Source organism: Anaerotruncus sp. G3(2012) (genome assembly GCF_000403395.2).
Taxonomy (GTDB): Bacteria; Bacillota; Clostridia; order Oscillospirales; family Ruminococcaceae; genus Anaerotruncus.
On sequence record NZ_KE159677.1, the window covers coordinates 211,115 to 236,272 of the forward strand.

Genomic DNA, 25,158 nt, shown 5'->3' on the forward strand with positions numbered 1-25,158 from the left:
ATGGGGCAAAGTGCGCTTTTTACCTGTTCTTTATCCAAAAGTTTCGTCCACCTTTTCAAAGGTGGCGGGGTCGAGGGGCAGAGCCCCCGACGCGCTCCGCACTGCGAGCCGCAGCGAAGCGGCAAGAGGGGGCTTTTTGCAAGTGAAAAAGCCCCCTTGCAGAAAGAAATACGGAACAGGTTCTTACAGCTCTGTCAGATAAATGGCATCGGCGATCTTCCGGAAGATCGGGGCGGCCACTTCGCTGCCCTCTCCGCCCCCTTCGACCAACACCACAATCGCATATTTCGGCATTTCAGCGGGGAAATATCCGGCAAACCACGCATGGATGATCTCGCTGTCCTCCTCGCCGGGGGTCCGGTAAATACCGGTCTGGGCTGAACCGGTCTTGCCGCCCGCGGTGCTGTAGATCGGCTTTGCGAGTTTGCCGCTCCCGTTGACCACGTTATTGACCAGTGTTTTGCGCAGGATTTTGGAGGTACGGTCGGAAAAGACCTGCACCGGCGCATAGCTGATCGTGTGCTCATAGAACGTTTTCCCGTCGTCGGTGAAGCCCTCGACGAGGCGCGGCGTCACCGCATATCCGCCGTTCGCCACCGCCGAGATCATCTGCGCAATCTGGACCGGGGTTGCAGTCAGCTTCCCCTGCCCGAACGCCATGTTCGCAACTGCCGCATCGTTGCGCAGCTCGGAATCGTCCGGCAGGGTGCCGCTCTGAGTTTTGATCTCGTCGGTGAACTGCGCCGCGCGGGTAAACCCGATCTCCCGCGCCAGCGAGACGATCCGTTTGCCGCCCGCCGCCAGTCCCAGATGGATAAAATAGGGGTTGCAGGAAACCTCTATCGCTTTATTGAGATCAAGCTCCCCATGACCGTTGCGCCAATGGCAGTAGAAGATATGCCCGTCCACATCCGAATAGCCCTCACAGGTATAGGGGATATACTGCCCATATCCCGCCTCGAGCGCGGCGGCAGCGGTTACCAGCTTGAAGGTCGAGCCAACGTTATATTGACAGAATGCCCGGTTGACAAACGGGCTGTTCGGGTCCTGAAGGCTGGCCGCGAGGTTATTTGCATCGTAGGCCGGCATCGAGGCCGACGCCTTGATGTTCCCATTGGAAATATCCATCACCACTGCGGCCCCCTTTTCGACCCCCTTCATCGCGTCCTGCACCGCCCGCTGGATATTCGCGTCGAGAGTCAGCGCCACCCCGCCCGAGTCCATATAGTTATCCTGGAGGATTTCGGGCGGGATTGCCAGCATGGTCTGCCCGGTCGCGTTGACGGTATAGCGCACCCGAAGGCTGCCGTCATACTGGTGCAGCAGATCATTGTAGGAAAGCTCGATGCCTGCTGTACCGTCGGTCTTTTCCGGGTTGAGATAGCCGATGATATGCGGCGCCAGCTGGTTTTCCGAATAGCGCTCCACCGCGTCAAACATTTCGACCCCTTTGGAATAGATCTGGGTCTGCTCGAGCTGCACCAGATAGGGCCGGGTCAGCTCCTCACTTAGTTCGAAGGTCTCTCCCCCATTGCGGATCGCCTCGGTCAGCGCGGTGAAGGCTTCCGGGGAGGGCTGCACCGCCGCAACCGTCCGCCGGGTCGAACCGACCATCGGACGCAGGTTGCAGTCATAGATAATCCCGCGGGTACGGTCAACCTCGAGCAGGTAGGCGCTCTGGTTCTGCGCGACCGACGCCAGAGCGCCGCCCGAGAGCGACAGGTAATAGAGCCGGCAGAGGATGCCGGTAAACATCAGCACGATTGCAAGATAGACACAGACCGCCCGTTTTCCCATAAAAAATCCCCTTCCAAAATGAGCAAATGGGAACCCCAGAACAGGTTGCAAGGGTTCCCTGATAGTCTGGACAGTTGGGAGCGGATTTAGTCAGAAAAACCGCCGGACGGGGAAATCCCCGCCCAGCGGCTGAAAAGGGTTTAGTTGGCTGTGTTGCCCTCGTCCGGAGTGGTTTCGCCTTCCGGGGCGTTGTTTTCGTCCGAACCGGTTTCGTTATCCGATGTGCTGCTCTCGTCCGGGACGATTGCGTCTTCCGGAGCGTTGTTTTCATCCGCAGCGGCTTCATCGTTCGGAGCGCTGTTCTCATCCGCAGCGGCTTCATCGTTCGGAGCGCTGTTCTCATCCGCAGCGGCTTCATCGTTCGGAGCGCTGTTCTCATCCGCAGCGGCTTCGTCGTTCGGAGTATTGCTCTCATCCGCAACGGCTTTGTCATCCGGCGTGTTGTTCGGAGTATTGGCTTCATCCGAGACGGGTTCGTCCTCCGGCCCGGCGGCGTCCTCGTCCTGATTGGCTTTTGCCGAAGCGACAACCTCTTCATCTCCGACGGTGAAAGTGTCGGCAGCGGTTCCAACCGGAACGATGTCTCCGTTTTCATCTTCCCCAAACATCTCGATTGTGAGGTTATACTCACCCGGGTCAAGTTCCGTCTTCAGCACGATCTCAATAACCGTCAGATCATAGGTGCTGTTCACCGCCAGGTCATAAGACCCGTTCAGATTCAGCCCGTTGCCCGAAACGGTCACATCGTCGCCATAAGGAATGACAGAAAGTGCCTTTGCGAATGTTACGGTAAGCGTGTATTTGCCATTGCTGCCGAGCTTGGGCACGATCGAAACGATCTCAAAGTCCCCGCCCGGTGCCGGATCGGGGTTCGAGCCGGAATCGGTGATCTCGGCGGGAATCTCCCAATAGTAATAATAGCTTGACCGGTTGCCGGTCTCGTCCTCGGGGACACAGCAGAAGAAGAGCTTATCGCTCCCGGCCTCGGGCACATCAATGGTGAGCAGGTTCCCGGTCGCCTTGAGCGCGAAGGTTTCGCCGCCGTTGACAACCTGCTCGGGGTCCTTGGGTTCAACCGTATCCCAGGGAACCTGATTGCCATCCATCACCTTCCAGTAGAGGGTGCCGGGCTTGTTCGAGCGGAACTGCACCTCGGCGGTTGTCGCTCCGGTACGTTTCACCGTATATCCGGTGAGTTCCGGCTCGGTAAAGTCGAGGTATATTTTCCCCGAAGCGGTCGTGCCATCCGCAAACGAAACGGTGATTGTGAAGGTGTTTTTATCCTTGAGGATGGTGTTTTCCTTGATATAAACCATATAGGTCTGGTTGTCTTCGGTGGTCACCCGGCCAACTTCGGAATCACTCTGGGCGGGGCAGGTCACCTTAAAGTTGGAGACCGAAAGCGGGGATGCGGTGGGCTTGTTCAGCCGGACCTCAAACCAGTTGTGCTCCTGGAAGAAGCCTGACATATCCGAAAATGCCCGGATCTTCTCAATTTTGTAGTCGCCCTGTGTGCCGCCCGCAGGCGTCGCGGGAATGTCCGCATATTTCAGCGGGGTGGTATTCCCTTCGCCATCCTCCGCCACAAAATAGATGACATAGCTTGCGCCCGATACCAGCTGGCTGACCGTCACTTCGTTGGCACCCTGCTGTATCGAAACCCGCTCACCCTGCTGCTTGACCTGCGCGATCGTCGGCTCTCCAGAACCGTTCCAGAACGCGGTGCGGGCACGAGTGCTGGCTTTTTTCTGCACAAGGTAGTAGAGGGAACCGGCGGTATCCGAGGCAAAGCTGAACTGTGCGGTTGTCTCATCCACCCGCGTGGCTTCCACCGAATTGATCTCCGGTCCGAGCAGCGAGGTGACGAATGTTTTGTTGATCAGGCTGCCATCCGGAAGCTGGATGCTCAGGAAATAGGTGTTGTCGTCATAGCTTGTGGTGCGCAGGTCGTAGACCCGGTTGTCCTGGGTCGAGACCTCCAGAATGGTCATATCCTTTCCGCTGCCGTTGCAGAGGATCGCAAATGCGCTCTTCTGGAGCGGGCGGCTGGTTGCCCGGTTGAGGGTGACCTTCACCCGCATGTTGGAAGCCTCCACCCGCTCGATGCTGTAGGACTGCGTGCTGGAGCCGCCCGACGAACCGGAACCGCTGGACGAGCTGCCGCCGGACGGACGGTCATCCGAGCTGCTGTCCGACGAGCTGGCGGACGAGGAAGAAACCACACTGACCTTGCCGGCAGAAACCCCGTTGACCGCGCTGCGGGATACTGTGGATACCTTGCCGACCGACGAACCCTGCGCGGCGTTGACACGTGCGCCCGCATCGGAGATGCGCAGGTTGGATGCCTGCCCATGCAGCGAAACCTGCACCGGCGCATTGACGTTGAGCAGAGAGACCCGGGACTGTTCACCCAAGGAAATCTGTGCCTGTTTCGGAAGCTGTGCGGTGAGGATGAGCGAGCTCATCTGGCCCGATACCGCAAGGGTGGTCTGGGATTCGAGGGAAAAGCGGCGGGTCTGGCCGGGAGCTTCCACCACCTGTACGGCGATCCCGCCCATCTGGCTGCGGGTCAGGCGAATCTCGCTGTTCGCCAGCGCGACCTCCCGGACTGCCACGCCGCCGCGCAGGAACAGCAGCTTCCCGTCAATAACCTGGATGCTGTACGGCGCCTGTGCCGTTTGCGAGTTGGCCGGCGCTGCTGCCGCTGCCAGACCTACCTGAAAGGCCAGCAGCACTGCCAGCAGCGCCGAAAAGAATTTTTTCATCTGCATCGTCCCCTTCTTTGTTGTATTGATGGGTGATTCTATCTGAAAATCAAATTACCCGAAAACAGTCAGACAACGGTTCCCGGGTCTGTGGTGTGCCACAGAAGGCCGCTGACAGCGGCCTTAAATTTGAACTTCAACGTCTTATAAAAGCAGGCGGGGCCAACCGCATGAAAACAGGCGGCAGGCTTTCCCAGCGTTTCACTTCTATCATAGCGTTTTCAGCGCCGCGCGTCAATCCATTTTTCATTCTTTTTGACAGAATGCCCCATTCAGGAAGCCAGTCATTTCCATGCACCCATATGGATGCTCCTGATATCGCCTGCCGGCAGCCGAAAACACCCCCGCCGCACTTGAAAACGCGGCTGAATGCGTGTATACTTAGCTTTGAATAAACGATGAAAGCCAGTCGTTCTTTGTGGGATGCGTTTCCCCGTCGCCCTGGCTCTGCTCATGGAGGAGCAGAGGCGGCGCCGGTGCTCCCAATTCCGGAGACTTCTGGTGCAAGCAAGGAGGATTTGCCATGGAGTATTATAGCTGCTATTTTCTGGAGCAGATGTACTTGACATTTAAAGGCCGCATTGATGACAAGTATTCTTCTATTGCCCTGTGCTGCGAAACGACCGAGGGTGCTCCAACGATTCCGTATGCGGAAACGCCGGAAGAAACTTTGAAAAATATCGTTGATAAATGGAAACAAATTATGGAGGATAGTCAGCAGTACGGAAACACCCCCCCCCCGAGTAGTGTCAGTTTCGCCTGCTCCAAATGCCCGCTCTATCGAAAAGCGGAGTGGAAACCGGATGGACTGATCCATGCAATCAGTTTGGCAGTGTATCCCTCGCCTTGTCAATGCCGCTGTATCTATTGTCATGTTTATGAGACCTATGACAATGTGACACCAACTTCCAGGACCGCAGAAGCCTATGAACGTTTATTTGGAATCTTAGAAAGAATAAAGGAGAGCGGGATGCTTGCTCCGGATTTTGCGTGGCAGGTCACCTGTGGTGAGATTTCGATTCATCCATACAAAAAGCGGTTTCTTGAACTGATCGAAGGACGACCTGCGCTTTTCTTCACCAACGGATTCAGATATGATGAAGGAATCGCCCAGCACCTTCACGAGAACCCAAAGTCCTACCTTTTCCTGTCGATTGATGCCGGCATACCGGAAACATGGCATAAGGTAAAGGGCGTTAACAACTTTGAAACGGTACTATCCAATCTCACAAAATATTACCATCGAAGCGCACCGGGACAAATTCGGCTCAAATATATTGTACTTCCAGGGATCAACGACACTTGGGAGGATTATGTCTCTGTGGTAGACATTGCAAAAGCTCTGAAAGTACAAGCAATCGAAATTTCCAGAGACCATGTGATAAAATCTTCCATGAGTCCGAAGGAAAGGATTACATTGGTTAGTGCTGCCGCCTACCTGCTGGCGTTATGCCAAAAAAACGATATCCCCGTTGCGCTGTTTGACCTGAATTATACATTAGAGGAACAGGAGCAAATGCAGCAGCTTGCACAAGAGATATTGGAACGCGGCCTGCCAGACTGATTCTGTCTTAAGAAAAACAGGCGCCAATGGAGTGGCGCCCGTTAGAGAAACAAGGAGGCGTAATTATGGCTTATTATAGTTGTTCGATGATCGAACAGATGTATCTAACATTCAGCGGTCGTATTGACGAAGATGGGAGCGCAATTTCGCTATGTTGTGAGTCGGATGAAGAGATTCCAAAAGTCCCCTTTGCCGGAACACCCGAGGAAACCCTGAGAAGTATTGTTGATAAATGGAATTTGGTATTGACCGAAAGCAAAAAATATGCTATCACCCCACCCCCCCCCCGTATCCAAGGAGCGTTATTTCGTATTGTTCTCGATGCCCTCTTTATCGGAAAGCAGAATGGAAGCCTGATGGCCTGATTCATCAGATCAGTTTAGGGGTCTATCCCTCCCCCTGCCAATGCCATTGTATTTATTGCCATGCCTACGACAAACCTGACGCCGCTACCCCCAATTCTAGGACGGCTGAGGCATATAACCATTTATTTGAGCTGTTGGAGATGGTGAAACAGAGCAATATGCTCGCTCCAAATTTTATGTGGCAAGTCACCTGTGGCGAGATTTCGATTCATCCATATAAAGAACGGTTCCTTGATCTGGTCCATGGAAGGCCAACGATGTTTTTTACCAATAGCTTCAAATACGATGAGGGAATTGCGCAGCACCTTCACGATCACCCGTATTCGCAGCTCTTCCTGTCAATGGATGCTGGTACACCTGAAACATGGAAGAAGGTAAAAGGGGCTGATAATTTTGAACAAGTCACCTCCAACCTTGTAGAATACTATCATGCAACGGTCGCAGAAGGACAAATCCGGCTTAAATACATTGTGCTTCCGGGGATCAACGACACCTGGGAGGATTACGTCTCCTTTGTAAACATCGCAAAGCTACTAAAGGCTGCAAGCGTGCAGATTTCTCGGGATTATATAAACAGGGTTTCTATGAGTCCAGAGGAAAGAACCGTCCTGGTCAGCGCCGCAGCCTATCTTTTGGCGCTGTGCAAGAAGAGCGGCGTCCCTGTTTTCCTGTTTGACCTCGATTACACCATTGCAGAGCGAGAACAGATGCAGAAATTTGCGGATGAGATTTTGCAGCGCGGCCTGTTCCCGGGATGATCCTGCCTGAAACCCGCTTGGCAGGGTGAATTGTTCCACTGCGGGCAGTTCTCGGGCCGGCACAAAAAGAGACACGGCCTGGTTTTTTCCAGCAAAAAAGCTGCCGCAGCCGCGGCAGCTTTTTTAGAACCTGTTCGGTATTTCCTTTATGCAGGGGGCTTTTTCTCTTGCAAAAAGCCCCCTCTTGCCGCTTCGCGGCAATTCACCCGAAAAACGCGCTTCACAGGATAAAGTATTTCGCTCATTGCGATGAGCGACCAAAGGCTCTGCCTTTGGAAACCGCAATTTTTTGAAAAAAATTGAGTAAAACTTTAGTTTGTGGAAAAAAGTGGTATCCAGCTCGGAAGGGAGGGGCCTACGGGGAGGGGGCACCGACCCCTCGCCCGTAAGGCAAACTGAGGGGGTGTCGCGGCGGATACCGCCGCGCTTCGGGCTGAAAGCCCGAGAAGTCCCCCGAAGAAGGGCGCCTGCGCCCCGGAAGTTTGGGCTGGAACCCAAACTTCCGTTGCCTCACTGCCTTTGGAAACCGCAATTTTTTGAAAAAAATTGAGTAAAACTTCAGGGCTTGTTTGAAAACAGAGAAATGGACGGATTTTTCGCAAGAGATGAGCAGCTGCAAGGAGAAAAGCGCAGGAATACTTTGTGTATTCCGAGCATTTTTGACGCAGCAGATGCCGTTTCTTGTAGAAAAAGACGGTCGTTTCGATTTTTCAAACAACCCCTAGTTTGGGGGAAAAGCGGCATCCCGCCCGTAAGGCAAACTGAGGGGGTCAGTCCCGGTCGTTGGTGAGTTTGGCCTTATCGAGCGCGAAGAACACCAGCCCCATCAGCATACCCACCACGCAGGCGAGCGCCATACCTGTGATCTGGATATTCCCCACATGGATGGCAATCCCCGAAAGGCCGGTGACAAAGATCACCGATGTCATGGCGAGGTTGCGGGACTTCCCGTAATCCACCCGCTGGTCCACCAGGATCCGCAGGCCGGAGGTTCCGATCATACCATAGAGCAGGAACGAGATGCCGCCGATCACCGCGCCGGGGATGGTGTTGATGAGTGCGGCAATCGGCCCGATGAACGAAAGAAGGATCGAGCAGACCGCCGCGCCGCCGATCACCCAGACACTGTACACGCCGGTAACCGCCATCACGCCGATGTTTTCGCCGTAGGTCGTGGTCGGTACCGAACCCAGGCAGCCGGAAACCATGGTGGAGAAATTATCCCCAAAGATCGACCGGTGCAGGCCAGGGTCCTTGATGAGGTTGCGGTCAACAATCTGGCTGGTCACGACCTGATGGCCGATATGTTCCGAGAGGATGACCAGCAGGACTGGCAGCATCACCATGATCGCGCCGCCGTCGAACACAGGCGTGTGGAAGTCAGGCAGCATAAAGAGAGGGGCTCCAGCAACCGTCTGGGCAACCGCTGAAATGCTGACAAGCCCGGTCAGAAAACAGGAGAGGTACCCGGCAATGATCGCGATCAGGATCGGGATCACCCCGAGGAACCCGCGGAAGAGCACCTGCCCGAACACCGCAAACCCCAGCGTGACCAGAAAGACGGCCAGTGCACGCGGGTCAATCTGTTCAACACCGACCAGTCCCGCATTGGAAGCCGCAGTTCCCGAAAGTTCGAGGCCGATCAGCGCGACCACCGGTCCCATCGCTGCCGGCGGGAGCACAATGTCGATCCAGTTGGTGCCGCATTTGTAGATGATAAATGCAATGATACACCCGGCAAATCCAACCGCCACATAGCCGCCCTGCGCGGCGCGGAAGCCGTCCGGATGGTTCTGGAGCAGGTAGAGGGTGGGCGCAATGAACGCGAATGAGGAACCGAGGTAAGCGGGGGCGCGTCCCTTGGTGATGACAATAAACAGCAGGGTGCCGAAACCGTTCATGAACAGTACGATTGAGGAATTGATGCCGAACAGGATTGGCACCAGCACCGAGGCACCAAACATGGCAAACATATGTTGAAGGCTCAGGGGAAGGAACAGCCCAGCTGGTGGCCGCTCGTCAATCGCGATGATTCTTTTGCTCATACAGACGCTCCTCTTTTTTCTCAAAATGATGTCCTTTTTGCACTTTTTTATTATAGCAGACCCAACTATGCATGGCTAGGGTCAAGAATCCACAAAGATTTTCGGAGAAAAGCGGCAGGATACAGGAAAATTACCCGGGTATATCAATAGCTGGCTTGCATTCACAAAGAATTTGTGATAAAGTTAAAAATAAATATGAACTTATGTGATCTTTATGGCTGTTTTGAGGGGAGCCCGCCGCTGTTTTGTGGCAGGTAAGCCTGAAAAAAAGCCGATGGAGGTAGATGTCCATGCGCGCAAGCGGCATCCTGATGCATATTTCCTCCCTGCCCTCCCCACACGGGATCGGAACATTCGGGCAGGCGGCTTTCGAGTTTGTTGACTTCCTTGAACGGGCAGGGCAGCGCTGCTGGCAGGTACTCCCGCTCGGGCCGACCAGCTTTGGAGACAGCCCGTACCAGTCGTTTTCGACCTTTGCAGGGAACCCCTATTTCATCGACCTCGACCTGCTCGAAGCGGAAGGCCTGCTCGAAAAAAACGAATATCAGGGGATCGACTGGGGGACAGACCCCCGCAGAACCGATTACGAGAAGCTCTACAACAACCGGTTTGCGGTCCTGCACAAGGCGTTTTGCAGAGGAATTGCGCGGGACGCAGACGAGATCGCCGCGTTCCGGAAAAAGCACGCCGCATGGGTCGAGGATTACGCCCTGTTTATGGCGGTGAAAACCAGCCTGAACGAGTGCTCGTGGGACTGCTGGCCCGCAGAAATCCGGCTGCGTGAGCCAGAAGCGCTCGCAGAATACCGCTCCAGGATGGCCGATGATATTTTGTTCTGGATTTATCTGCAATACCAGTTTTATAACCAGTGGTTCGCGGTCAAACGGTATGCGAACCGACACGGGGTGCAGATCATCGGGGATGTGCCGATCTATGTTGCGATGGACAGCGCCGATGTCTGGGCGAACCCGCGCCTGTTCCAGCTGGATGAAGAGCTGCGCCCCACCCATGTGGCAGGGGTGCCGCCCGACTATTTTGCACCGCAGGGGCAGCTCTGGGGCAACCCGCTCTATGACTGGGATGCCCACCGGCAGGAAGGGTATGCGTGGTGGATCGAGCGGGTGCGGGCTGCGACCACCTTTTTTGACACAGTACGGATCGACCATTTCCGGGCATTTTCGGGATACTATGCGATCCCGTTCGGGGACGAGGACGCGACCGGCGGCCACTGGGAAAAAGGGCCGCGGCTCGAGCTGTTCGACACGCTGAAGGATGCCCTGGGGGAATGCAGCATCATTGCGGAGGACCTTGGGGACTTGGATGCGGATGTTTACCGCCTGCTCGAGCAGAGCGGGTTCCCGGGGATGAAGGTCCTCCAGTTCGCGTTCGATTCCAACTGGGATAACGCCTACCTCCCCCACAACCACAAAAAGAACTGCGTGGTCTATACCGGTACGCACGACAACGACACGCTTATGCATTGGTGGGCAACCGCGCTTTCCCCGCATGACCGCCGCCATGCGGCTGACTATATCTGCCTGAACGAGCGGGAAGGGCTGAACTGGGGGCTGCTGCGTGCAGTCTGGTCAAGCGTGGCTGACCTGGCGATCGCACCGATCCAGGATTTCCTCGCACTCGGGGGAGAGGCGCGGATGAACACCCCGTCGGTCGGAACCGGCAACTGGCAATTCCGGCTGGAAGGAGGGCGTCTGACCCCCGCGCTTGCGGAAAAAATCGAGCGGATGTCCGGCCTCTACCAACGCTCCGCACTCTAAGGACCCAACCGTTTCGGCAGTCCATCAGGTGCTGCCGTATCCCCGAAGCAGTCGATAAGAATCAGAATGGTTCTTTTCAGGCCTGCGGCGGCCGTTTCGCAGGCGGCTGTTATCAGCGGGCTTGCTTTGGGTTACAGAATCATCAGGCACGCTTTGCGTGCTGGCGAGCCTTTGTCCGTCACTGAAAAGCAAGTGATTGTTTTTCAGTTTTAACCATATCAATTTTGATCGTTCAAGGGGTGACTAATGGATGCTGTTTCGCCGTATCAGAGACCTGCGTGAAGACAAGGACTTGAACCAGTCCGCAATTGCAGGGTATTTAGGAATCGACCAAAGCACCTATTCAGGTTATGAACTGGGCAAGGTCAACGTACCGATCGAAGCATTGATGAAGCTGGCTGATTTTCATGCGGTCAGCCTGGACTATCTGACCGGCAGGACCAATGTCAAACAGGCTTATCCGAAAGAATGAACCGCTTTTTTCATATTGCCGGTATTGTCTGGTTTACGACCGCTTTGCTGATCGAATGGACCGGATGGAACCAGGTGCTGACCGCACTTTCAGGCGCGGTTCTGGTTGCCGTTGTCATTTTCATCGAAAAGCCGCCACTGTGGCTGTATGCCACAGCAGCGGCTTTTTGTGGTTGTGTCTGCTTTCGGCTGGTTTACGACCAGGCCCAGCTCTCCCCTGTACAGGTCTACGAGGGGCACACGGTGGAACTCTGTGCGCTGGTGACCGGCCGGGAACGCTTCCGGAACAGCCTGCGCTGGACTTTGCGGGTACTTTCGGAAGGGAGCCCGGAAGCGATAGCAGGCGAACAAATTCGCGTGACTGGATTCACACCACTTGATGTAGAACTTGGCGATGTGGTAAAATGTACGATAGAGCTTGACTGCCTTGGTGACGACCGGACAACACTCTATGCGTCGGATATCCGATTCACCGGCCTGTTCGTGGGGGAGGTCCTGGTCACCGGGACAAACAGCCGGGATCCGCGGGTCCGGTTTGCCCAACTCAGGGAACGTCTCAGCCTCTCCCTGAACCAGATGCTGCCAAACGGGGAAGGAAGCCTGCTTTCCGGAATCCTGTTTGGCATCCGGTCGGGGATTCTGCCCGCGCTGCGGCGGCAGTATGCCCGGGTGGGAGCCGCACATCTGCTGGCAGCCTCGGGGCTGCATCTTTCGGTCTTTAACGGCCTGTTATCGGTTTTTCTGCGCGGCCTGCCGGTTTCCCGGCGGCAGTGCCGCCTGGTACAGATGCTGGGAACGGTCGTTTTTATGGGATTGGGAGGGTTTTCCCCGTCGATCAACCGCGCGGGACTCATGCTGCTGGTCTGGTTGAGTGCGGACCTGCTCGGGCGGGATTCGGATGCGCTCAATTCACTCGGGTTTGCGCTTGTGGTGCTCCTGTTTTGCAATCCATATGCCGCCTACAGCCTCAGCCTTCAGCTTTCCTATCTTTCGACCATGGGGATATGCGCCCTTTCCCGGCCGTTTGAACGGTGGATCGACAGGCTGCTGGGATTTTGCGGCGGGAAACTGCCCGGGATGGTCAGTGTCACCTTCTGTGCTGGGGTATTCACCCAGCCGCTTCTCTGCCGGGAATTTGGAGAGCTTTCGCTGGTTTCCCCGGCGGTGAACCTGATTCTGGCCCCGATATTCCCTTTTCTGTTGGGATGCGGGCTGACCGCCGCGCTGCTTGGCTGCTTTCCGCCATTTTATACCGCAGCCCGGGTTTTGGGCCTAGCCGCCGGGACACTGATGCGGCAGGTCAACCGCATGGTCGAATGGTGGGCGTCCCTGCCGTTCGCGTCCGTCCCAGTGCGGGACCGCGGCATGATTCTCTGGTTCGCCGGTTCCGCTGCGGTGCTGGTTCTGCTCTGGGTGCTCCATGTCTCCAAACCACAGGTGCGTTATGCATCGGCACTGCTTGCGCTCTGCCTGCTGGCAGGCAAGGTTTCCGGCCGCGCGGTCTGGGGCGACAGTATGCGGATCGCTGCTGCCGAAAACGGGACTACGCTCGCGTTTGCCTATGGCAGGCAGGGCGCGGTGATCGGTGCGCCGGCCTCCGACACGGATGTGCAGAACCTGACGGATTTTTTCGTATCCTGCGGGGTAGACCGGATCACCCTGCTTGTGGCCGAGTCGGAGGACGGGCTGGACGGGAGTCCAATGAAGGCGCTGGCAAAACGGTTCCCGGTCGAGGCTGCATTTTCACTCGAGCGCTGTTACGGCTTTGAAGCCGAACTGTTCGGACGGGTCTGGTTCTATGCCGACCGGCAGTCCGCGCGGCATGTCACGGTGGATATCGATGGACTGCGGCTGGTCAAGACATTCGACCAGGATCCGGCGGCAGCGCACCTGCTGGTCAATGGGCGCAACGACTGGATTTTTGCGCCCGGCTATGAAGCCGCAGTTGACGACCGGTATTTTTCCAGCAGGGTTGTCACGCTGCGGCTCCCGCCGGATCCCTAAAATGCCCGCTCTTTTCCGGCCAATTCACCCGCAAAAAACGGGATGTTTTGATTCAAAATAGATGTTTACAGGTGGTGGAAGGATGAAATATACCCTCGAAAGCGACTTCAGCAAGCATGTCAAACGGGAGGAGCAGCACCGGGTTTATCTGCTCTACGGCTCCCAGCCCTATCTGATCAGCCTTTACGAAAAGCTGCTTGTGAAAAAAGCGCTCGACGGCTCGTTTGACAGCTTCAATCTTCATCGGTTTGAGACCAGCGAACTGGATATGCAGGCGTTTTACGATGCGGTGGAGTCCCTCCCGTTCCTCTCCGGGGGACGATGTGTCACCCTCGATCTCGAGCCGGACAAACTGGATTCCAGCACCTTTGACGAGCTTTGTACTGTGCTTTCCGATCCGCCCCAAACCACCTGTGTGGTGGTGGCAGTCAAGCACCCGCCTTCCAAAAAAGAGCGCCTGACCAAGCTGGTGAAAGCGTGCGACAAGGCGGGCGGCGTGATTGAGCTGGGTGCGCGCAGGAACAGCGATACCCTGCGGTTTCTGCGGGACCGCGCCCAGAAAAACGGGTGCGAACTTTCGAGCGAGGTGGGAAGCTACCTGATCGAACGGTGCACCGATGACATGATGACCCTTGCAACCGAGCTGGACAAGGTCTGTGCCTATGTGGGCAGCGGGGGGATTTCGCGCGGGGATGTGGACGCAGTGGTCACCGCAGTGATTCAGGCGCGGGTCTACGACCTTTCCAAGGCAATCTCACGCGGCAGCTTTTCCCGCGCAATGGAGCTGATCGACCAGCTTCTTTATCTGCGGGAGCCGGCAGCCAAGGTCCTGACCGTCCTGGCGGGCGGGTTTACCGACCTCTACCGCGGATTTGCCGCACGACAGGCGGGCGTCCCTGCCGCACAGGCAGCAGCCGACCTCGGTTATGCCAAAAACCGCGCATTCGTGGTGCGCAATGCGATGTCGGACAGCGGGGATTACTCCGCCCCCCAGCTCGGGCAGATGCTTGACCTGCTCGCCCGGGCCGACCTGCGGCTCAAAAGCACCGGCGCGAACGACCGCGTGATCCTTGAACAGACGGTCACACAGCTGTTTTTGATCACCGGGAGACGGTAAGGACCCGTTTCCTGTTTTCAAGTTCTTGTTGTTTTTTGAAATCACAGGGCTGGGGGACAGTGCCCCGGCATAGACGGGAGGGAACCGGATGATACGCCTGAAACAGACGGTCATCGTCGAAGGACGGTACGATAAGGCCAGACTCAGCTCACTGATCGACGCAAATATCCTGACGACCGATGGGTTTGACATTTTCCGGGACAAACGCAAGCTCCATACCATCCGGATGCTGGCGGAAAAGGATGGGATCATCCTGCTGACCGATTCGGATGCAGCGGGATTTCGAATCCGCGGCTATCTTTCCGGCGCAGTCCCGCCCGAACGGGTCACGCATGTTTACATCCCCGACCTGTTCGGCAAAGAACGGCGGAAAGCCCAACCTTCGGCAGAGGGAAAACTGGGTGTGGAAGGGGTGCCTACAAAACTGCTGCTCGAGGCGTTCGCCAGAGCGGGCATCACTCCGGAAACAGCGGAGCAGGGCGCATCCGATCAAGCGGCTACAGGGGAAACCCGAATCACACAGGCAGACCTGGTGGAATGGGGGATTTCCGGCGGTGAAAACAGCTTTGCGGTTCGGCAGAAGCTGTTGAAAAAGCTGCGTCTACCTGCCCGGATGGGTACCAAGGCCCTGCTCAAAACGGTTAACACACTCTATACCTATGAGGAGTTTTTGCATCTGGTGGAGTCCCTTTAAGAACCTGTATTCATAATCAGAGGATGCCGGATGGGCGAGGGATTTTGCTGCCCTGCGAGGCGAAAAAACGCAGACTATACTTTGTGTATTGCAAGATTTTTCAACGCGGCAGGCCGGCAAAAGACCCGCTCAGGCGGTGTCGAATGGTTGTGAATACGGGTTCTAAGGCCCGCCTGCGCATAGAACCTCATTTTTCCAGATTTCCCAAGGCAGCAGTTTCCGCTGTAAACCACAGTTTTCCGAACCAAAATGCAGAAGAAAGGAGGCCGCGCGATGCATCTTTACAGCCTGACATTCCTCTATCTGTTGCTGCCGGTCTCCGTGGCGGTCTGCCTGTTTCTGCCGCCGCGTGCAAGAGCATGGGCGGTGGTTGCTCTGTCTGCTTTCTGTTATGCCTCTATCGAACACGAACGGGTCCTGCTGATCGCTGCGGTCATCCTGGCCGATTACCTGGCGGCGCGCCTGCTTGGACGATGCGAGGGGATTCCCCGCCTGCGCACAGCCGTTGCCGCTGTTTCCGCAGGCGCAAATCTGGCCTTGTTCGTCCTCTATGGGGTTCTGGAGCAGCTCTATGGCCTGCATATCCCGCTGGGTTTGGGCGTGGTCTGTCTGACCGGCGCAGGCTATCTGGCAGACTGCTATTATGGATATGTTGCCTCTGAACGCAGCCTGGTATCGTTTGCACTGGTGATGGGCTTTTTCCCCAGGCTCTATGCTGGCCCGCTTGTCTACTACGGCAGGACGGTCCCACAGACCCACCGGATGCGGATGTCGCTCGAGCGGATCGGGCGGGGCGGGCGGGTGTTTGTGCAGGGGCTGGCAAAAAAAGTGATCCTTGGGGACGGCATCTATCAGATTTATGTCCGCCTGCACGAGGTACACTATTACAACGCGGCTGTCCTGCACGTCTGGATGATGGTTGCCTGCCTTTCACTGTCAATCTGCTTTCTGCTCTCCGGGCTTTGCGACATGGCGCGGGGGCTGGGGCTGATCTTCGGACTCGACCTGCCCGAAAATTTCCGGGACCCGTTCCGGTCGATCAGCATCAACGACTTTTTTTCCCGGTTTAACATCACAGTCAACCGGTTCATGCGCAAATATGTTTATACCGCCTTTGGCGCACCGCAGGGGGGGACCCTTTCGGGCATCTTTAATATCCTGCTGCTCTCGATCCTGATCGGGCTATGGTATGGCATCCGGCTCAACATGGTGGTCTGGGGGTTGTATTTTTCCGCGCTTGTCCTTTGCGAAAAATTCCTGCTCCGCCGGATTGCTGAGGCAATCCCGCCAGTCCTGCGCTGGATCGGCTGTACCATTGCGGTGCAGGTCTCGTTCGTCCTGTTTGCGGGGAGCTCCCTCAAGCAGTCAGTCGATTACCTGCGGGTCATGTTCGGGTTAAGTGGAGCGGACTTTCTCAGCAACGAGGTGCTCTATCTGCTCAACTCGAACTACCTGCTTTTGCTGGTTGCCGTCTTTTGCGCCAGCGGAATGGGACGGATCGCGGCAGGCTTTTTCCGCAGGACATCCCCGCAGATATGGGAGATGGCTTCCACACTGCTGACGCTGATACTGCTGGTCGTTACCACCGCATTTATGCTTTGATTTTGGAAAGGAGGAACCCGGGTGAAACTGCGCCGATACAGCGGGATTACATTTCTGACCGCGCTTTTTCTGGTGCCTGTCCTGCTTTTGCAGAGCGGGGACGGGAGTGCGCTGCTTGATGCGCTCGGCTCCCAGGATCAGCCTTTCCAACAGATGGAATCAGCCATGAAGGAGCGCCTGCCGGGTGCAGACTTTTTGCGCCGGCTCCAAATTTCCCTAAAATACGCGGGCGGCAACAAGCAGCAGAACGGTGTATTTATCTCGGAAGATATGCTGATGCTGGACGTGCAGCTCAAAAGCCAGGCAATCGTCAACGCCAATATCACCAGAATGCTCGATTTTGTTGAACAGTTCCAGCGCAACAGTTATGTCATGCTGATCCCGACCGCCTGTGCGGTTCAGCAGAGCAAGGTACCTTACGATACCGTTGCGCCGCTTTATAACCAGAAACAGCAGCTTCTGGATGACGTCTACCGCCGTGTATCCGGATATCTCACCCCGATCGACGTCTATCCGACCCTGCGCAACCACCAGGAAGAATATATTTACTACCGCACCGATAACACAACCACCGGATTGGGAGGGTACTATATCTATGCGGTAGCTGCTCAAAAACTCGGCCTGAAGCCGCGCGGCATCCATGAATTCAGTGTGGAGCATCTCGACTACAACTATTACGGGGACCTTTATGCACGTTCCCCCTACCGGGAAATCCCGCCCGACCGCATATCGGCCTATTCGATGTCTAAATATTGGCGTTATTACACCGTGACCCACTACGAAAACGACGGCCGTTCCCGCAGGTATTATACCCTCTATCCGCAGTTCCGGGAGGTACTTGGGGATGTGAAGGATGTCCTCTTGGGCGGTGTTTCCCCGATTGTGACCATTGATGTTGGCAATGCTGCGGAAAGTACCAGACAGCTCCTGATCTTCGGGGACCGCTCAATGCAGAGTTACCTTCCGTTCCTGCTGGTCCATTATCCCAAAGTCACTTTTGTCGATACGGCATCCATCTCCCCCTCCCTGCTTGAACAGGTGGATGTTTCACGGTATAACCAGATTTTGTTCGCCTATATGGCGGACAGCTTCATCGACAGCGACCAGCTCTCCATCCTGTCCTGGCTGCCGCAAAGGCAGGAGCCGGCTTGAGCCTGCCCTGTGGCTGTCAGATATCTGGAAGGATGCTTCACATATAAGCGCCATTTGTTGGGAATACTGCAAAAATACGCTTGACTTTTTGTGGAGACTGTAGTATGATACCCAAGGGAGAGATGTCCGAGTGGTTTAAGGAGCTGGTCTTGAAAACCAGTGACTCGCAAGAGCCGTGGGTTCGAATCCCACTCTCTCCGCCACCGTTTCTTCTGACAGATAAGTTATAATGTGTTTTTGGAGATGTACCCAAGTTGGTGAAGGGGCTCCCCTGCTAAGGGAGTAGGTCGGGAAACCGGCGCAAGGGTTCAAATCCCTTCATCTCCGCCAATCCCGCTTAGAATCAAACTCTAAGCGGGATTTTAAAATTGCCTGCAAAGCTTAATCTCACTTGTAAAATACTAATAAAAATTTACCTATTCCCACTTTATTCCCACTTGAAATGGACTGTTGAAACATAAATTTAATTTGTCTCATATGAAATATTCCATAGATTAATACTAGATGATAATAGTTATTACGGGGTATATCAACTCTCTAAACCATTCCATGAATTATAGTTTAAGGATGGAGTCTCCAGAGATGAAAATTCGACTTTTAACACAAAACGACTGCTCATTGATTTTAAAAATAGCACCTGATAATGAGACTACAGCCTCTATACTTTTTACTATAGCCAAGACCATAAAAGATGGTTTCGATGGCATTAGTTATATATACGGGGCATTCATAGATGATCTCATGGTTGGCTTTGTATATGGTTTAATTCTGCCTAATAAAACATTGTTACCGCAGTATCTATATGTTGACATTAACTATCGGGGACAAAAAATAGGAAAAAAACTTCTCAAAAAACTCGAAAAAGAATCTGGTGCTATTTGTTCGATGGCGTACTTCGAAAAAGGGTTACGTAAATACTATTCGGATCAAGGTTACATGATAGGAGATCTTCTTGTTGCTCTGAAATATCTTCCAGAGAATGCGGAGGGGAATTTTTATCATGAAAAATTATAGGGACAAAGAATTAAAAGGCTATGTTATAGCAACTATTTTAATTTATTTTATTGCAGTTAATGGAATTAACAGTATTATCGATAAAGAAAACCCTAATGTATTACAGCTGATTGCAAATTTGTTGAATATTTCCATTGTTTCCTCATCAATTTATGCTTTCGTTTTCGCCCTCGACTCGTTTTATGGAAGTGATTTAAAAAGAAGATTGGTGTTTTTGTTGACTAGTGAGCCAGGACAAACTATCTTTGATACTATAAAAAAAGTAAAAAATGATATGAGATTCTCAAACGCTGATGTGGAAAAATATTATGAAAATATTTATTCGCAAATGCCACAAGATAAAAGGGAAAGAAGTGCTTTTCAAAACCAACAGTGGTATCATATATATCACCAGCATAGGGATGTGGAAATGATTACGACTTCAGCAAAGGACTTTAGATTGTGCAGAGATATTTTTATATCATCAATTAATATACTGATAATTTATGTTTTATTATGCAAGACATCTAAAACCGTCGAGTTTAACGCATGCTATATTAAATTTTTAGTGCTTATGATTATAATATCAAATATTGCGACAAGAAATAAAGGTAAGAAATGGGTTTACAATGTGATCGCATATGATATTTCTGAAAAAATAGCTAAAGATAATAAAGGTGCTTAGATACGCAACTGCCGGAATTATGAAGTCAGGTAGATGGCTCTGTTTTCAGTGGAATTGAAGATTAGATAGCATTTATATAAACAGTAAAAAAGGTCTAAGAATAAAAAGCCTGTACCCCAATAGTACAGGCTTTTCTCTCATTTCAGTAATGCTTCAAGACCGCTATGTAATCTTTCATAGCGGTCTTTGAGGTCCTCATACATGACCTTGTAATCCGGCTGCTCCTGCGTCTCTCCGAGCAGCTTAGGCACTGCCAAGTCGCTCTGGGCACACCAGCTCCCCACTGCTCCGGCGATGCTCTGTCCATCTCCGACAAACCAGACCTTCGCCGGATTGATCGTGCTGTCGGACAGTCCGCCCGCCTTGGCATATTCGGCTTGGGTATTGATAATCCGGTTGCTGGCTGTCACCGATACACCGGGCGCGAGGGTGGGGTATTTGGTGTCGGTGTCCAGCTCAATATGCAGATGCGGGCCGCTGGTGTTGGCCCCGGTATTGCCATACTGAGCAATTACCTGCCCGCGCCGCACCTTGTCCCCTGCCTTAATCTTGACGCTTGCATGGTGGTAGGTGCGGGCGGTCAAGTCCCTCACTTTACCATCATTGCAGAGCACATCTCGGTAGACAAGCACTGTCACCATGCCTAGCCGGGACAATTTGCCAGTCAGCGTGGGGCCGTCCTGCCCGGCAACGATCACCTCACCATCTCCCAGAGCGAGTACATCATGGGTATTGGGATCGTAGCAGTCCACGCCATAATGGGGCCAGCCCCACTCTTTGAGATATTGCGGATGTTTATATCCCGCAGTGATACACATGTCCTTAAACGGCAGCGTCAACCTCTGGCTCATCTTAACACCTCACAGTCCTTGCCCTGCCCCATCTCTTGACTGCTGCCCGTCAGCCTGTCCAACTGCATCTTGGCATATCCCTCAATCGCGTCAAAGGTGGTCTGTACAATCTGTTCGATCAGACTGCGCGGCACAAACGGCCTCACTGCAAGTGGGATCAGCCCATAGAGCTGCCCGACCACCCACTCGAATTTCATCCCTCCTGCATTGGTTAGGTCGCTGTACAACTCTTCGGCCCGCCGGATCAGCGCGGCCACCCGTCCGCTGACCTTGGCATTGCCCCGATACCACAGAGCAAGACCCCCGAAGATCAGCGCACAAAGATAGATCACAATACGTACAAACTCTTGGTAATTCATCTTTACCTCCTTCTCACAATCCGATCCTGGTGCAGATAAAGCCGATCATGGCTCCGATCACGACAGTGACGATATGCCCGACCGCCTTGCGCCAGTTCTCCCCGTCGCGCGCCTCCAGGCTTTCCAGCCGTTCGCCCTGCTGCTTCAGCTCGTTCGCCATGATCTCCATGTTCAAAGCCAGCTTTTCCACCGACGTGACCAGCGCGCCGATCTGCTCCACCTTTTCTTCCAGCGTGTCGAGCCGATGGTTCTGCCGGTTGTCCTCGGCTGCCAAACGCTTATGCTCTGCCTCAAGCCTCCGGCAAAACTCATCGTGTTCGGCCCGCGAAATGACCGACGTATCCATGTTTACCACTCCTTTCGCAAAAGTCCTTTCACTTTATCCGCCCGATTCCCGAATATGTGCAGCTGAATTGCACATATTTTAGGAAATTTTTTTCGGCCAATTCACGCTATAATCCGTTCGTATTCATACTGGATTGTCCGTTGAGACAGCTCTGCATAGATAAGGGTTGTCTTGGTGTCCTCATGGCCCAAAAGTCGCTGGATCACCGTAATATCCATGCCTCCGGCAAGCGCCAACGTCGCAAAGGTGTGCCGCAGCAGATGCGGATGCACATGCAATCCCACCCGGTCGCCGATCAATCCGAGTGCGCGTTGGATTGCCCGCGGCTGCATGGCCGGATACGGCGTCTTAATGCTCGCAAATAACGCATCCCCGCCTTTGCGCCGGGCGATATACTCTTCCAGCATCACCTTCCACTGTCAGCCAGCTGAAGAAGCTGCGCAGGGTATTGATGTGGGTCAACAGACTTCCGTCCCGCAGTCCGCGTATCTCCGACAGATAGGAGATGTACTCCCGCAGATCGTCCACTGTGATCTTGGTCACCGCTCGGTCTACCTGTCCCGCAAAAACTCCCAATGTGTACCGGTAGTTTTCAATCGTCCTGGCCGATAATCCATCAATCCGCTTCGCCGCAAGGAACGCCGAAATTTGCTTTTTCAGGTCTCCCCAGCCGGATCCATCCCGACAGGATATTTGATAGGGCTGCACCAGTTTCTGCGCCTGCTCCGGGGATAGTCCGGCTTCTACGAGCGCGCCAACCAGCTCCTGTTTGGCGTCCATATGCGTCCACTCCCTGTATGCTGCTTCTCAAACATTGCCGCCCTTACGGGCGGCTTGTCCCTCATTCCTCCGCTGTGCCGCCAAAGCTGACCGGTACAAGCTCCGGCAGACCGCTTTCTATCAGCACCTCCGCGCAAGTCTGCTTCAATGCTGCCGGAACCTCCGAAAATGCTGTTTTCCCAAGGATTACCCTCTGTGCAAAGAACATGGCCATCATCAATAACATCCTTTCTGCCTTTCGGCTTAAAAATTTATGTAACCGCTGAAATGCGGCTATCATGCGTTATACACCTGCACAGCCATTTCAGCTATACAGTCCTCCAAGAAATCCTGACGGCTGCTGGCCGCTGTGATCTGTGCCCGGAGCAGGTTATTTTCCGCCTGCAACGCTTCCAGAGGAGACGGAGATGGCGATCCCATCTCCTCTGTCGGATTTTCCTGTTTCCATGCTTCAATCTCTTCGGCAGTCGCTGCCTCTTCCCATGCTTCGCCGTCCCAGCGAGGTTTCACCAGGTTTGACGGAGGGCTGACTTCCAACAGGTGTTCACCCTCCGCAAGCTCATAGCCCGATATGGTCTCTCTTATTTCGCCGCCCTCTCCCGGCTCCAGATAGACGAGGACAAACGTTTTATAGAGGTTGTCCGCATCGACGACGCAACTATACTTATAATCCAATTCAATCTTCCTTTCATAATTTTTTGATTTGTTTGGTTGACGAAATCAGTGGCTTTAGAAAAATAGGTGGCACCACATTTACCTATCTAAATCCGTTCCATAGTCAAATAAGGCGGACAAAAACCGCGCTTTACAGAGCGATCTGTACGCGCAGTATGCCCGAGATGTACAGGCCCCCAATCTGAACATAACACCTGAAATCCTGTTTAACAATCCACCGTTGGATAATATGGCGCTGCTTGACCATAGGGCGAAGGGTTATCCAAAGGCAAATAGGCCCGCAGGCGCTCCGCCAATGTCGTCAACTATGATTGCCCAACATTTTGAAATACTTACCTTCAGGACTGATCGTAACCGAGCGCTACAGGTTGCTACCCAATGTTATACGGGTGATGATAACGGTCGGGTTTTTTTGCGTACACGGCATCGGGACAATAACGATTTTAGTTATACTGGATGGCAGGCGTGGAAAGAGGTCGCAACCTGCGTTTGCGCAGACATGGAATGGAAAGAACTACCTATGACAGATAGGTTTATCTATTGGAATGATGATAAAAGTTTAAGGTTGCAGTACCGGAAGGGATATGATGCTATTTACGTTGCAGGAGTTATTAAGCCTGCGGAGGGAGTAACTTTAGCATATGATGAATTGATTGCAACGCTTCCTGCGGGCTATCGTCCTTCGAGGTTATGGTATCAGCTATGTGCATTAAGTGGCGGAGGCTATTTTTGTAGGATTCGAGTAGATAAAGGTGGGGGTATAGTAATTTCTGGATATGATCCAGATGGAGCAGGCGCGATAAAGAATAGTATTGAAATCTATTTGACAATCCCACTTTAAATTGGAATTGTTAAGTTGACCCACATTCCGACCTTAGCAGATGCCTGGGCACTGGCATTGAGAGAGTTGATGTATATGCGGCCATCCAGATCTATCCTGTACGGCCAAAAAGTTTTATTATTGTCCACACATACTCCTGTCCAATAATGCTGCTTGGGTCTATATCCCTCCGGAAGGTATGCGAATATCTGGTTCTCATCGCTCAAAGCATCTTCTAGTTTGATAATTCCTGTAACATAGGTGATTTTTCCATCTGCGCCCTTCCGGTATCTTAATGCCGCAGCTCCGTCACTGTTTGAATTTGTCCATCCGTTTACCATCGGGAGAGGTTTCCACTCCTTGTCTGCGCAGGCGCAAGTTGCAGCTTGTGTCCAATCGGTACTCCAGACCCTACTCCAAACCCTGCGCATGTAGATGTTTTGACCAGTAAAGCCAAACGCAACCACATTTTTCCTTAACCCATCAGACAGAATAACATAGAAATATTCGCATAGTGTCGGTGGGCGGTCTTCAGCGTTATAAAGAGGGGACTGATTATCTCCAAACGCGATCACGGTACCGCCATCACTCACAGCATTAACCATTTCCAGTACGGTTGTGTAATTCTGGTAATCTCTTTTAGAATCCAAAACCGTTCTGGATTTGTCCGCCTTATTTGACATTTGCGTTGATATAGCATCAAACTGACCAGCATAGGACTGCGTTAAAAATTGCAGATTTTCTCCATCAACGACCGCAACCACCTGCGTTCCCTGCGCAAATGCACCAGCGGGCAGAGCAGTCCCTTCAAGCGTAACCGGGTTCTTACCCAGTCCATTAACGGAGATTGTATCACCCGCAGCCCATCCTGCTGTCGCAGTAAACCGCATAATCGCGCCCTCACCGGTCAGAGTGTGGGCTGTTCCACTCTTGGTATGTACATAGGTGTTCAGGATACCGCTGGATCTTGCAGCATCCATCTCCGCACACAGGCCACCAATGTCCTGATTGTATTTCTCGTTCCAGTCCGGGGTTCCCTTTATCAATGGGCTAAATTCCATATCGTTTCATCCTTTCTTTCAAACGTTCAGTAATAATTTGATGTATAGGCTTTCCGCATTCTCAAAGGTCAGCGTATAGATGCGGTCGCTGATCTTATGCAGTGTGGGGCTGCCCAATCTTGTAAGCTCCCGGATGGTATACACAGTCAGGGTATTGGCGTCCGGGTAGCTCTGGCGGCAGGGATACTGCACCAGCTCAGAGCCACCTGCCGGGCCATCCCCCGCCCCGCCCGCGCCTGCGGTATACTCCCCCATGAGCAGCAGCACATCCGGATAATCGCCCAGATCATGCCGGATTGTAACGAGCGGCCAGTCCGGGGCACTCGCCGCCAGATAATCCGCAAGCGGGACACCGTCCGGCATCAGCACCTGTCCAGCTGTGGTCAGCGGCGCATAGGGCACATCCCTGCCATCCTTACGCTCCCGCAGGACAAACGGGATCAGCCCTGTCCTATCTGCCATCTGCCGCCACCGCCTTA

General features: G+C 53.7%; 25 protein-coding genes and 2 tRNA genes. 15 read left to right on the forward strand and 12 right to left on the reverse strand.

Annotated elements, in window-relative coordinates:
• Positions 1–183: 183 nt before the first annotated feature.
• Positions 184–1,797, reverse strand: coding sequence for a peptidoglycan D,D-transpeptidase FtsI family protein (locus C814_RS19075; RefSeq protein ID WP_016317080.1), 1,614 nt, complete (start codon positions 1,795–1,797; stop codon positions 184–186).
• A gap of 140 nt (positions 1,798–1,937) precedes the next feature.
• Positions 1,938–4,562, reverse strand: coding sequence for an ICP22 family protein (locus C814_RS19080; protein ID WP_155846435.1), 2,625 nt, complete (start codon positions 4,560–4,562; stop codon positions 1,938–1,940).
• 523 nt (positions 4,563–5,085) lie between these two features.
• Here C814_RS19080 and C814_RS19085 point away from each other — a divergent pair.
• The 3 genes from C814_RS19085 to C814_RS19095 all read left to right on the forward strand — a co-directional run bounded on the left by C814_RS19085 (position 5,086) and on the right by C814_RS19095 (position 7,249).
• Entirely contained in the window at positions 5,086–6,126 is a 1,041-nt protein-coding gene (locus C814_RS19085) for a radical SAM family protein (protein WP_016317082.1), read from the forward strand.
• Positions 6,127–6,191: 65 nt separating this feature from the next.
• Complete coding sequence (locus C814_RS19090) at positions 6,192–6,491, forward strand: hypothetical protein (protein ID WP_016317083.1); 300 nt, start codon at positions 6,192–6,194, stop codon at positions 6,489–6,491.
• Between the two features lie 8 nt (positions 6,492–6,499).
• Positions 6,500–7,249 (forward strand): radical SAM protein, encoded by a 750-nt coding sequence (locus C814_RS19095; protein ID WP_369750572.1) that lies wholly within the window; start codon positions 6,500–6,502, stop codon positions 7,247–7,249.
• 770 nt (positions 7,250–8,019) lie between these two features.
• On the opposite strand, the gene uraA is transcribed toward C814_RS19095, so the two are convergent.
• Positions 8,020–9,294 carry a uracil permease gene (uraA, locus tag C814_RS19100; RefSeq protein ID WP_016317085.1) on the reverse strand — a complete coding sequence of 425 codons (1,275 nt, stop codon included), beginning with the start codon at positions 9,292–9,294 and terminating at the stop codon, positions 8,020–8,022.
• 290 nt (positions 9,295–9,584) lie between these two features.
• Here uraA and malQ point away from each other — a divergent pair, with 290 nt between their 5' ends.
• The 11 genes from malQ (at position 9,585) to C814_RS22555 (ending at position 19,787) form a co-directional block, all read left to right on the forward strand.
• Positions 9,585–11,069 (forward strand): 4-alpha-glucanotransferase, encoded by a 1,485-nt coding sequence (malQ, locus tag C814_RS19105; RefSeq protein WP_016317086.1) that lies wholly within the window; start codon positions 9,585–9,587, stop codon positions 11,067–11,069.
• A gap of 250 nt (positions 11,070–11,319) precedes the next feature.
• Positions 11,320–11,541, forward strand: a complete 222-nt coding sequence (locus C814_RS19110; RefSeq protein WP_016317087.1) for a helix-turn-helix domain-containing protein — start codon at positions 11,320–11,322, stop codon at positions 11,539–11,541.
• Positions 11,538–13,544, forward strand: a complete 2,007-nt coding sequence (locus C814_RS19115) for a ComEC/Rec2 family competence protein (RefSeq protein WP_016317088.1) — start codon at positions 11,538–11,540, stop codon at positions 13,542–13,544. Before C814_RS19110 ends, C814_RS19115 begins: the two co-directional genes overlap by 4 nt.
• A gap of 82 nt (positions 13,545–13,626) precedes the next feature.
• Positions 13,627–14,661, forward strand: coding sequence for a DNA polymerase III subunit delta (gene holA / locus C814_RS19120; RefSeq protein ID WP_016317089.1), 1,035 nt, complete (start codon positions 13,627–13,629; stop codon positions 14,659–14,661).
• A gap of 88 nt (positions 14,662–14,749) precedes the next feature.
• Positions 14,750–15,355 carry a ribonuclease M5 gene (locus C814_RS19125; protein WP_016317090.1) on the forward strand — a complete coding sequence of 202 codons (606 nt, stop codon included), beginning with the start codon at positions 14,750–14,752 and terminating at the stop codon, positions 15,353–15,355.
• A 273-nt stretch (positions 15,356–15,628) separates the two neighbouring features.
• Positions 15,629–16,957, forward strand: coding sequence for an MBOAT family O-acyltransferase (locus C814_RS19130; protein ID WP_016317091.1), 1,329 nt, complete (start codon positions 15,629–15,631; stop codon positions 16,955–16,957).
• A gap of 21 nt (positions 16,958–16,978) precedes the next feature.
• Positions 16,979–18,109: a DHHW family protein gene (locus C814_RS19135; protein ID WP_016317092.1), complete on the forward strand. Its 1,131-nt coding sequence runs from the start codon at positions 16,979–16,981 to the stop codon at positions 18,107–18,109.
• Between the two features lie 116 nt (positions 18,110–18,225).
• Positions 18,226–18,312: transfer RNA gene (locus C814_RS19140), tRNA-Ser, on the forward strand.
• Between the two features lie 36 nt (positions 18,313–18,348).
• Positions 18,349–18,439: transfer RNA gene (locus tag C814_RS19145), tRNA-Ser, on the forward strand.
• Positions 18,440–18,691: 252 nt separating this feature from the next.
• Positions 18,692–19,123 (forward strand): GNAT family N-acetyltransferase, encoded by a 432-nt coding sequence (locus C814_RS19150; RefSeq protein WP_016317093.1) that lies wholly within the window; start codon positions 18,692–18,694, stop codon positions 19,121–19,123.
• Positions 19,110–19,787, forward strand: a complete 678-nt coding sequence (locus tag C814_RS22555; protein ID WP_016317094.1) for a hypothetical protein — start codon at positions 19,110–19,112, stop codon at positions 19,785–19,787. Before C814_RS19150 ends, C814_RS22555 begins: the two co-directional genes overlap by 14 nt.
• 137 nt (positions 19,788–19,924) lie before the next feature.
• Here C814_RS22555 and C814_RS19160 read toward each other — a convergent pair whose 3' ends face one another.
• The 7 genes from C814_RS19160 to C814_RS19185 all read right to left on the reverse strand — a co-directional run bounded on the left by C814_RS19160 (position 19,925) and on the right by C814_RS19185 (position 22,798).
• The gene (locus C814_RS19160) at positions 19,925–20,638 is read right to left on the reverse strand and encodes a M23 family metallopeptidase (protein ID WP_016317095.1); all 714 of its coding nucleotides are present in this window, start codon (positions 20,636–20,638) and stop codon (positions 19,925–19,927) included.
• Positions 20,635–20,997, reverse strand: a complete 363-nt coding sequence (locus C814_RS19165) for a hypothetical protein (protein ID WP_016317096.1) — start codon at positions 20,995–20,997, stop codon at positions 20,635–20,637. Before C814_RS19165 ends, C814_RS19160 begins: the two co-directional genes overlap by 4 nt.
• Before the next feature lie 13 nt (positions 20,998–21,010).
• Positions 21,011–21,343, reverse strand: coding sequence for a hypothetical protein (locus tag C814_RS19170; protein WP_016317097.1), 333 nt, complete (start codon positions 21,341–21,343; stop codon positions 21,011–21,013).
• Positions 21,344–21,444: 101 nt separating this feature from the next.
• Positions 21,445–21,750, reverse strand: coding sequence for a tyrosine-type recombinase/integrase (locus C814_RS19175; RefSeq protein WP_016317098.1), 306 nt, complete (start codon positions 21,748–21,750; stop codon positions 21,445–21,447).
• Complete coding sequence (locus C814_RS19180) at positions 21,692–22,123, reverse strand: phage integrase N-terminal SAM-like domain-containing protein (RefSeq protein WP_016317099.1); 432 nt, start codon at positions 22,121–22,123, stop codon at positions 21,692–21,694. The genes C814_RS19175 and C814_RS19180 overlap by 59 nt, the downstream gene beginning before the upstream one ends.
• A gap of 61 nt (positions 22,124–22,184) precedes the next feature.
• On the reverse strand, positions 22,185–22,340 hold the full coding sequence (locus C814_RS24280; protein WP_016317100.1) for a hypothetical protein: 156 nt from the start codon (positions 22,338–22,340) through the stop codon (positions 22,185–22,187).
• A 59-nt stretch (positions 22,341–22,399) separates the two neighbouring features.
• Positions 22,400–22,798 (reverse strand): hypothetical protein, encoded by a 399-nt coding sequence (locus C814_RS19185; protein WP_016317101.1) that lies wholly within the window; start codon positions 22,796–22,798, stop codon positions 22,400–22,402.
• Positions 22,799–23,318: 520 nt separating this feature from the next.
• Here C814_RS19185 and C814_RS23915 point away from each other — a divergent pair.
• On the forward strand, positions 23,319–23,639 hold the full coding sequence (locus C814_RS23915; protein ID WP_196809917.1) for a hypothetical protein: 321 nt from the start codon (positions 23,319–23,321) through the stop codon (positions 23,637–23,639).
• Here the strand turns inward: C814_RS23915 and C814_RS19195 are convergent.
• On the reverse strand, positions 23,636–24,679 hold the full coding sequence (locus tag C814_RS19195) for a hypothetical protein (protein ID WP_016317103.1): 1,044 nt from the start codon (positions 24,677–24,679) through the stop codon (positions 23,636–23,638). The two genes, C814_RS23915 and C814_RS19195, sit on opposite strands and share 4 nt — an antisense overlap.
• 18 nt (positions 24,680–24,697) lie before the next feature.
• Positions 24,698–25,158 (reverse strand): hypothetical protein (locus tag C814_RS19200; RefSeq protein ID WP_207637142.1); only part of this gene is annotated, 461 nt, incomplete at its 5' end.